General features: G+C 66.8%; 9 protein-coding genes. 2 read left to right on the forward strand and 7 right to left on the reverse strand.

Annotated features, from left to right (window positions below; all coding sequences use genetic code 11):
* The 4 genes from ACDELDRAFT_RS15910 to ACDELDRAFT_RS15925 all read right to left on the reverse strand — a co-directional run.
* Positions 1 to 841: NAD(P)-dependent oxidoreductase (locus tag ACDELDRAFT_RS15910; protein WP_005798634.1), on the reverse strand; the 841-nt coding region annotated here is incomplete at its 3' end.
* Between the two features lie 231 nt (positions 842 to 1,072).
* Positions 1,073 to 2,209: a PilT/PilU family type 4a pilus ATPase gene (locus ACDELDRAFT_RS15915; RefSeq protein ID WP_005798636.1), complete on the reverse strand. Its 1,137-nt coding sequence runs from the start codon at positions 2,207 to 2,209 to the stop codon at positions 1,073 to 1,075.
* 40 nt (positions 2,210 to 2,249) lie between these two features.
* Entirely contained in the window at positions 2,250 to 2,885 is a 636-nt protein-coding gene (locus ACDELDRAFT_RS15920) for a cyclic nucleotide-binding domain-containing protein (RefSeq protein WP_005798638.1), read from the reverse strand.
* 69 nt (positions 2,886 to 2,954) lie between these two features.
* Positions 2,955 to 3,998, reverse strand: coding sequence for a type IV pilus twitching motility protein PilT (locus ACDELDRAFT_RS15925; protein WP_005798640.1), 1,044 nt, complete (start codon positions 3,996 to 3,998; stop codon positions 2,955 to 2,957).
* Positions 3,999 to 4,035: 37 nt separating this feature from the next.
* On the opposite strand from ACDELDRAFT_RS15925, the gene ACDELDRAFT_RS15930 reads away from it, so the two are divergent.
* Positions 4,036 to 4,755 (forward strand): YggS family pyridoxal phosphate-dependent enzyme, encoded by a 720-nt coding sequence (locus ACDELDRAFT_RS15930; RefSeq protein WP_005798642.1) that lies wholly within the window; start codon positions 4,036 to 4,038, stop codon positions 4,753 to 4,755.
* Between the two features lie 305 nt (positions 4,756 to 5,060).
* Here the strand turns inward: ACDELDRAFT_RS15930 and ltaE are convergent, their stop codons facing one another.
* The 3 genes from ltaE to ACDELDRAFT_RS15945 form a co-directional block, all read right to left on the reverse strand.
* Positions 5,061 to 6,128, reverse strand: a complete 1,068-nt coding sequence (gene ltaE, locus ACDELDRAFT_RS15935) for a low-specificity L-threonine aldolase (protein ID WP_005798644.1) — start codon at positions 6,126 to 6,128, stop codon at positions 5,061 to 5,063.
* A 191-nt stretch (positions 6,129 to 6,319) separates the two neighbouring features.
* Positions 6,320 to 7,549 (reverse strand): branched-chain amino acid ABC transporter substrate-binding protein, encoded by a 1,230-nt coding sequence (locus tag ACDELDRAFT_RS15940; protein WP_005798645.1) that lies wholly within the window; start codon positions 7,547 to 7,549, stop codon positions 6,320 to 6,322.
* Positions 7,546 to 8,301: a TetR/AcrR family transcriptional regulator gene (locus ACDELDRAFT_RS15945; protein WP_081470153.1), complete on the reverse strand. Its 756-nt coding sequence runs from the start codon at positions 8,299 to 8,301 to the stop codon at positions 7,546 to 7,548. Before ACDELDRAFT_RS15945 ends, ACDELDRAFT_RS15940 begins: the two co-directional genes overlap by 4 nt.
* 120 nt (positions 8,302 to 8,421) lie before the next feature.
* On the opposite strand from ACDELDRAFT_RS15945, the gene ACDELDRAFT_RS15950 reads away from it, so the two are divergent.
* The coding region (locus ACDELDRAFT_RS15950) for an AMP-binding protein (protein ID WP_005798649.1) at positions 8,422 to 8,882 on the forward strand (461 nt) is incomplete at its 3' end.

Below are 8,882 nucleotides of genomic sequence, written 5' to 3' on the forward strand. Positions count from 1 at the left end.
GGTCCACCAGCGCGGTCACGGGTACGCGCGAGCCATTGCGGCGGGCTTCATCGAGGACGAGTCCCAGGTCCTTGCGCATCCAGTCCACCGCGAAACCGAAGTCGAACTGGTCGTCGACCATGGTCTTGCCGCGGTTGTCCATCTGCCAGCTCTGCGCCGCACCCTTGCCGATGACGTCGAGCACCTGCTTCATGTCGAGCCCCGCGTTCTGCCCAAAGGCCACGGCTTCCGACAGCCCCTGCACCAGCCCCGCGATGCAGATCTGGTTGACCATCTTGGCCAGTTGGCCCGAACCGCTTTCGCCCAGCAGGGTGAAGGCCCGTGAAAACGCCATGGCCACCGGGCGGGCGGCGTCGAAGGCGGCCGGGTCGCCACCACACATCACCGTGAGCTGGCCGTTCTGCGCGCCGGCCTGACCGCCCGACACCGGGGCGTCCACGAACGCGAGCCCCAGCGTCCTGGCGGCAGCGTACAACTCGCGCGCCACCTCGGCCGACGCAGTGGTGTGGTCCACGAAAATGGCGCCTGGCTGCATGCCGGCAAAGGCGCCGTCGGCGCCCAGGGTGACGGAGCGCAGGTCGTCGTCATTGCCCACGCAGCAGAACACGATGTCGGCGCCCGTGGCTGCCTCGCGCGGCGTTGTGGCATGTTTTGGGGCTTTTGCGCTGGAGTACTCTGCGCACCATGCTACTGATTTGGTAGCGGTGCGGTTGTATACCGTGACCTCGTGCCCCGCCAGGGCCAGGTGGCCCGCCATGGGGTAGCCCATCACGCCCAGGCCCAGGAAGGCGACCTTGCGGGCCGGGGTTGCGTCGTAGTTGCGAGGGTTGGTGCTTGGCATGTGCAGTGGGCAGGTGGGGTGGAAACAGCGCCGCCCAGCGTGGAGGCGGCGCACCGGTCAAAAAAAGGCAATCGTAGCGGCGATCACGGCCTGCGTGCACGCTTTGTCGCCGTCCGCACCGTGTTGGTGGCGATGCACTGGCGGGTGCGTCCTGTAGCCGGCACAGACACTGCAAGCGTCGGCGGCGCTGCCTGCACCGCGGTGGCACGCGAGCGCGCCATCGCGTGCGGGTCACACAATCGCGAAGTGCTCGGTGCCGGACGCCAGATCGGTGGTCTTGGCGCGCTGGCTGTTGAGCTTGATCTGCAGGCGCAGGTCGTTGAGCGAGTCGGCATTGCGCAGCGCATCTTCGTAGCTGATGAGGTTGGCCTCATAGGCGTCGAACAAGGCCTGGTCGAAGGTCTGCATGCCCAGGTTGCGGCTCTTCTTCATGATCTCCTTGATCTCGGCGACTTCGCCCTTGAAGATCAGGTCGGCGATCAGCGGCGTGTTGAGCATGATCTCCACGGCAGCAGCGCGGCCCTTGCCGTCCTGCTTGGGGATCAGGCGCTGCGACACCATGGCGCGCAGGTTGAGCGACAGGTCCATCAGCAGCTGCGCGCGGCGCTCTTCGGGGAAGAAGTTGATGATCCGGTCGAGCGCCTGGTTGGCGCTGTTGGCGTGCAGCGTGGCCAGGCACAGGTGACCGGTTTCGGCAAACGCCACGGCATGCTCCATGGTCTCGCGGTCGCGGATTTCGCCCATCAGGATCACATCGGGCGCCTGGCGCAGCGTGTTCTTGAGCGCGGCCTCCCAGCTGTCGGTATCGAGGCCCACCTCGCGCTGCGTCACCACGCAGTTCTTGTGAGGATGCACGAATTCGACGGGGTCTTCCACCGTGATGATGTGGCCGAACGAATTCTCGTTGCGCCAGTCCACCATGGCCGCGAGCGTGGTCGATTTGCCCGATCCCGTGGCGCCCACCATGATGCACAGGCCGCGCTTGGTCATGGTCACTTCCTTGAGCACCTGCGGCACACCCAGCCCGTCGATGGTGGGCAGCGTGAGCGGAATCGTGCGCAGCACCATGCCCACCTTGCCCTGCTGGACAAAAGCGTTCACGCGGAAACGGCCGATACCGGAGGGTGAGATGGCGAAGTTGCACTCCTTGGTGCGCTCGAAGTCGGCCACCTGCTTGTCGCTCATGATGGCGCGCGCGAGCGTGAGCGTGTGCGTGCCGGTCAGGGGCTGGGGCGACACCTTGGTCATCTTGCCGTCGACCTTGATGGCGGGGGGAAACTCAGCCGTGATGAACAGGTCGCTGCCGTTGCGGCTGACCATCAGCTTGAGCAGATCGTTGATGAATTTACTGGCCTGATCGCGTTCCATCAGAAATCCTTCCGGGGGGCTGGGGCTGCAGGACGTGGGTTCATTTCTGGTGTTCGCTCAGCCGGGCGCTCACCACCCGCAGGCGCAGCGACAGCTTGCGCGCCAGCAGCGCGATCAGGCTGGCAGCGAGTTGCGGGTCCTTGGTCATCATGTCGTCCATGGCTTCGGCGCTCAGCACCGCGATCTCGCAATCGGTCAGGGTGGTGCAGGCCGAGAAACGGATGCCGCTGTCGAGCAGCGACATCTCGCCCAGGATGTCACCGGGCCGCGTCTCGGCCAGGCGCAGGTGCTCACCCCAGGGCTGCACGCGGTCCACGGCGATGGTGCCCGTCAGCAGCACCACCATGAAGTTGCCGTACTCGTCCTGGCGGATCACATCGCGGTTGGGCGCCACGGCAGCAAACTCGAAAAAGCGCTCCATGCGCTCCACGGCGTCCTTGTCCAGGTGCGCCATGTACTTGTCCTTGGACCACAGGGCCTGCAGCAGCTTGCCGCCGCGGCTGGCGGGCAGGCGCTTGGCGCCGACCTCGACCGCGCGCGCTTCCCAGGGCACGAGCATCGAATCGTCGACGCCCTGGCCCGCGAAAGCCGTGGAAAAAAGCACGGAGTCCGTGTGGTCCTCCGAAGGCTTGCTCCCGCGTGTCTTCATGCGCAGAAGGCCAAGAATGCCTTTCATAAATAGCTCCAGTGTGCGGCATGGGGTGCCGCGGTATCAGTAAGTGGGGGGGGCTGCCGGCGAGCTGGGTCAACCCGGGAAATTCTCGGGAATCTTGGCCTTGCTGCGGGCCTCGGCGGGGCTGATGATGTTGCGCCGCACCAGGTCAGTGAGATTCTGGTCGAGCGTCTGCATGCCCACGCTGTTGCTGGTCTGGATGGTGGAGTACATCTGCGCCACCTTGGCCTCGCGGATCAGGTTGCGGATGGCGCTGGTGCCCAGCATGATCTCGTGCGCGGCGACGCGGCCCGAGCCGTCCTTGAGCTTGCACAGCGTCTGCGAGATGACGGCCTGCAGCGATTCGGACAGCATCGCACGGACCATTTCCTTTTCTTCGGCGGGGAACACGTCGATGATCCGGTCGATGGTCTTGGCGGCGCTCGACGTGTGCAGCGTGCCGAACACCAAGTGGCCTGTTTCAGCGGCCGTCATGGCCAGGCGGATGGTCTCCAGGTCGCGCATTTCGCCCACCAGGATGGCGTCCGGATCTTCGCGCAGCGCGGACTTCAGCGCGGCGGCGAACGACAGGGTCATCGGCCCCACTTCGCGCTGGTTGATCAGGCACTTCTTGGACTCATGCACGAACTCAATCGGGTCTTCCACGGTGAGGATGTGGCCGTACTCGGTTTCATTCAGGTAGTTCACCATGGCCGCGAGCGTGGTGGACTTGCCCGAGCCCGTGGGCCCCGTCACCAGCACCAGGCCGCGCGGCTTGAGCGCCAGGTCACCGAAGATCTTGGGGGCGTTGAGCTGCTCCAGCGTGAGGATCTTGCTCGGGATGGTCCGGAACACGGCGGCGGCGCCCCGGTTCTGGTTGAAGGCGTTGACCCGGAAGCGGGCCAGGCCATCGATCTCGAACGAGAAGTCGACCTCCAGAAACTCTTCGTAGGTCTTGCGCTGCGAGTCGCTCATGATGTCGTACACCATGGCATGCACCGTCTTGTGGTCGAGCGCATCGACATTGATGCGCCGCACATCCCCGTGGACCCGGATCATGGGCGGCAACCCGGCGGACAAATGCAAATCGGAAGCCTTGTTTTTGACGCTGAAGGCGAGCAATTGGGTGATGTCCACGGATTCCCTCTATCGTTTGGTACGCTTATTGTTCATTATGACCACGATTGCCAACAACCTCCAACAGGTTCAGGCCCGCATCGCGCAGGCCTGCGCGGCCGCCGGGCGCGACCCAGACAGCGTCTCGCTGCTCGCCGTTTCCAAAACTTTTGGTGCCGACGCGGTGCTGGAAGCCGTGGCCGCTGGCCAGCGCGCCTTTGGCGAAAACTACATCCAGGAAGGCGTTGACAAGATTGCGGCCGTTCGCGCTGCCTTGCCGGCGGCGGCGCTGCAGTGGCACTGCATCGGCCCCATCCAGAGCAACAAGACCCGCCTGGTGGCCGAGCACTTCGACTGGGCGCACACGGTGGACCGGCTCAAGATCGCCGAGCGCCTGTCAGCCCAGCGGCCCGCCCATCTGCCAGCCCTGCAACTGTGCATACAGGTGAATGTGGACGCGGGGCCCACCAAGGCGGGGGTGCCTCCGGCCGAGGTGCTGGACCTGGTCTGCGCTGTGGCAAAACTGCCACGCCTTCAGGTGCGCGGCCTCATGAGCATTCCCGACCCCGCCCCCAGCCATGAGGCCCAGCGGGCGGTGCACGAAAGCGCCCGCCGCCTGTTCGAGCAGATCCGGCAGACGGGCGCGCCGGGGCTTGAGAAGTTCGACACCTTGTCCATGGGTATGACGGCCGACCTCGACGCCGCCATCCAGGCCGGTAGCACCATGGTGCGTGTGGGCACGGGGATCTTTGGTGGCCGGTCGCGCCCCACGCCTTAGGAAATACCTCCTGAGGCGTTGCGCGCCTCAGGGGCGGCCGCCAGAGGTGGCCGCGCTTCAGAGACGTTCCCGCTGGCGCAAGCGGCCCTGGAGGCACGCCCCTCCCCCCCCACTATCGCATCGCTGCAGGCTGCGGGAGGGGGGGGCGCGGCCGGTGCGGCGGGTGGCTCTTGCTCGGTGGCTGCCGGTATGGGCTGTTTCTGTGGCGCGCGCCGCGGCCATGCAAAGTGCGGATGGAACCGGTCTCTGGCGCTTGCATGGTGGGCACTATTTGCTATCGTTTTGACAGCGATCAGGCAGGGCGATCAGGCAGCGCCAAAGCGGCGCACGCATTCCAGCGTCCGCGCCACGTCCTCGGGCCCCACGTCCAGGTGCGCCACCCAGCGCAGACGCGTCTGCCCGCCGTAGAGGCTGCTGGTCACGCGCACGCCGTGCTGGGCCAGCCAGGCCGTGAAGGCGGACGCCACGTCGGCGTGCACATCCGTGAACAGGATGTTGGTGTGCGCTGAGGCCACGGCCAGGCGCCCTTGCAGCACCGGGTGGCTGCGCCCGGCCTCGGCCAAGCCCGCGGCCAACTGGCGCAGCAGGGCATGGTCGTCGGCGAGGCGGCGCACATGGTGCTGCAGCACATGCTGCCCGGCGGCGGCGAGCAGGCCGCACTGGCGCATGGCGCCGCCCAGGATCTTGCGCGTGCGCTTGGCCTGGCGGATGAAATCGGTGCGGCCCAGCAGCAGCGATCCCACGGGCGCGCCCAGGCCCTTGCTCAGGCACAGCGACACCGTGTCGAAATGCTGGCAGATGGCACGGGCCTCGTCGTACACGTCGGTGCCGTTTGCCTCGGCGTTGGCCGTGGCGGCGTTGAACAGGCGCGCGCCGTCCAGGTGCAGGGCCAGGCCGCGCGAGCGCGCCAGTTGCGCCACCTCGGCGATGTAGGGCGTGGGCAGCACCTGGCCGCCGGTGGTGTTCTCCAGCACCACCAGGCGGGTGCGTGCGAAATGTGGGTCGTCGGGCTTGATGGCGGCGGCGATGTCGGCCAGGCGCAGCGTGCCGTCGGGTTGTGTTTCCACAGGCTGGGGCTGGATGGAGCCCAGCACTGCCATGCCGCCGGCCTCCCAGCGGTAGGTGTGCCAGCTCTGGCCGACGATGGCCTCGTCGCCGCGCTGGCAGTGGCCCATGAGTGCGATCAGGTTGGTCTGCGTGCCCGAGGGCGCGAACAGTGCGGCCTCGAAGCCCAGCAGTTGCGCCGCATGCTCCTGCAGCGCGTTGACGGAGGGGTCGTCGCCGAATACGTCGTCACCCAGCGGCGCGGCCTGCATGGCGGCGCGCATGGCGGGCGTGGGCTGGGTGACGGTGTCGCTGCGAAAGTCGGGCATGGGCGGTCCTTGTGGATCGGGGCAATGAAGGCGATGGCCGGCCATGGTAGTCGTGTTGACTTCGACAGCGGCCGTGCTGTCTTCGGCCTGCGACACTGACGCTGCTCAGGTCAGGGACGCCGAGCAAGGGCAGCCCCGCAGCGAGGGCGTCGTCCCCTGAGGGGGAAGGCGCCGCAGGCGACTCAGGGGGCTTACGGTCTCGCCATCTTGCACTCCGTGCCCTGGGCCAGCTCGTTGCCGGTATAGGCCGCGTCGGTGCGGAAGCCGTAGTTCGTCCCCTCCCAGCCGGTCTTTACCAGCTTGCCGTCCACCGGCGCGATGGTGTTGACCACCTGGGGCAGAAGCAACTGGTGGTCCTCGCCGCGCATGCGCACCGGGCCGACCACGGAGTCGAGCGTCAGATCCTCCAGGGCGCGCGCGATCTTCACCGGGTCGGTGGACTGGGCCTTGTTGATCGCTGCGGCCAGGAAGCGAGGCGTCATCTCGATGCGCGGCGCCAGGAAGTCCTTGCCCGTCCTGGCCTTGTAGGCCTTGGCCAACGCGTCCACCTTGGGCGTCTCGGCCTGGCCGGGGTGCCATTCGGCCACCCAGGTGAGTTGCCCCAGCTTGGCCTGCGACACCGCCAGCACCGTGCCGGGAATGGAGCCCGCGCTGTGATTGAAATATCGCAGGTTGTAGCCCGCGTCGCCCGCCGCCTTGAGCAGCAGCACCATGTCCTGGCCCCAGTTGCCGGTGATGAGCGAATCGGCCTCGCTGCTCTTGACCTTGGCGAGGTAGGGGGCGAAGTCCTTCACGCGGCCGATGGGGTGCAGCGCCTCGCCCACGAACTGCACGTCGGGCCGCGCCAGGCCCACGAGCTCGCGGCCGTAGTGTGCCCACTGTTTGCCGTGCGCGTAGTCCTGGTTCAACAGGTAGACCTTCTTGATGTCGGGCTGCTTCTTCACGTAGTTGGCGATGGCCTTCATCTTCATGGCCGTGTTGGCCTCGAACTGGAAGTGCCAGAAGTTGCAGGCCTTGCCGGTCAGCTCGGGGTCGATGGAGGAGTGGTTGAGCACCAGGATCTCCTTGCCCGGGTTGCGCTGGTTGTGGCGCGCCGCCGCCTGCACCAGCGCCGTGACCACCGACGAGCCCGAGCCGCCCGTGACGATGGCGCGCGCCCCCTGATCGATGGCGGCCTGCAGCGCGCTCTGGCTTTCCTGTGCCGAGAGCTTGCTGTCGAACTGCAGCAACTGCAGTTTCGTGCCCTTGAGCACGCCGCCCTTGGCGTTGATGTCCTCCACCGCGTACTGGGTGTGCGTGAGCATCAGCTCGCCCACGTTGGCGAACGGACCCGACAGCGGATCGATGTAGGCGATCTTGAAGGTGTCCTGGGCGAAGGCGCTGCCGGCGCAGAGCAGGGCCGCGGTGAACAAGGCTTTCATGGGTGGGTCTCCTGGGGTGGTGTGCTGGCGGGGGGGTGTGCCGGTTTGCGGCGCGAGGTCGGGCCATCTCCCGCCTTGCGGCGCGCTGTGCGCAGCCCCAGCACGCGCCAGGCCAGCTGCGAGAGTTCGCGCACCACCTCGGCCGGCGACAGGCGCCCGTCGGGCCGGTACCAGTGGTACAGGAAGCCCGGCAGGCTGCAGGCGGCTTGCGCGGTCAGGCGCGTTTCCTTGAAGTCGAGCATGCCGTCCGCTCGGGCCTCTTCCATCAGCGCGCAGAGGCGTTCGTAGAAGTGGTTGGCCAGTTTTTTCTGCATGGCCAGGTATTCGGGGCGGAACACCTGCGGCTCGCGGTACGGGAAGAAGGCCGCCGGGTGGTGCTCGATGGTGGAACGGATCAGCCGCTCCATGCCCTCGGCAACCTTGGTGTGCGCGGGGCGGCGGTCGTCCTCGGGGAAGTCCATGGCCGTGAAGCAGGCCACGGAGGGGCGCCAGCACAGCGTCTCGAAGATTTCCTGCTTGTTGTGGAAGTAGTAGTAGACGTAGGGCTTGGTCACGCCGAGCTGCTGGACGATCTGCTCCATCGTCGTGTTGGCGTAGCCCTGCCGGTCGAACAACGCCTCGGCGGCCTGGAGGATGCGCTCGCGCTTTTCGTCCGTGCTGGGCGTGCTGGCCTTCTGGCGGCCGCGCGCCTTCACGGGAGATGCGGCCAGCGCGGCGTGCGTGGTGCTTGGTGTCGCTTTGGTTATACCCATGGGTAGCATTGTTCTACCCAGCGGTATATATTGGCAAGACGCTGGCATGGAGCGGCACCTATCGCAAACCCTGAGGTGCCGCCAAGAACCAGCGATTCCAGACACAACGGAGACAACCCCATGCCACAGACAGCCGCAACGCTGCCCTTGCACGAACACCTGCGCCACCATGCGCGCGCCACCCCCGACCGCGCCGCTTGCCTCTGGTACGGCCGCGCCATCACCTGGGCCGAGCTCGACGCGGCCAGCGACGCCTTCGCCGCGCGCCTGCAGGCGCTGGGCGTTAAGAAGGGCGAGCCTGTGGCGCTGTTCATGAACAACTGCCCGCAGTACCTCATGGCGCACTACGGCATCCAGAAGATCGGCGCCATCGTCTGCCCCTGCGGCCCGCTGAACAAGGGGCACGAGCTGCAGTACCAGCTGGGTGATCTGCAGGCGCGCGTGATCGTCGCCGCCGATGTGCTGCTGCCCGTGGTGGAGCAGGTGCGTGCGCAGACGGCGCTGGAGCATGTGTTCGTGGTGCGCTACGCCGAACTGCTACCGGAGGGCGAACCCAGCATCGCCGTGCCGGCCGAGCTGCT

This window comes from Acidovorax delafieldii 2AN (genome assembly GCF_000175235.1).
GTDB lineage: Bacteria > Pseudomonadota > Gammaproteobacteria > Burkholderiales > Burkholderiaceae_C > Acidovorax > Acidovorax delafieldii_B.

Bases quoted from the DNA above. Each gene is read 5' to 3' on its own strand.
- ACDELDRAFT_RS15915 (WP_005798636.1), bottom strand. From the start codon at position 2,209: ATGGAACGCGATCAGGCCAGTAAATTCATCAACGATCTGCTCAAGCTG.
- ACDELDRAFT_RS15920 (WP_005798638.1), bottom strand. From the start codon at position 2,885: ATGAAAGGCATTCTTGGCCTTCTGCGCATGAAGACACGCGGGAGCAAG.
- ACDELDRAFT_RS15945 (WP_081470153.1), bottom strand. From the start codon at position 8,301: ATGGGTATAACCAAAGCGACACCAAGCACCACGCACGCCGCGCTGGCC.
- ltaE (WP_005798644.1), bottom strand. From the start codon at position 6,128: ATGCCCGACTTTCGCAGCGACACCGTCACCCAGCCCACGCCCGCCATG.
- ACDELDRAFT_RS15930 (WP_005798642.1), top strand. From the start codon at position 4,036: ATGACCACGATTGCCAACAACCTCCAACAGGTTCAGGCCCGCATCGCG.
- ACDELDRAFT_RS15940 (WP_005798645.1), bottom strand. From the start codon at position 7,549: ATGAAAGCCTTGTTCACCGCGGCCCTGCTCTGCGCCGGCAGCGCCTTC.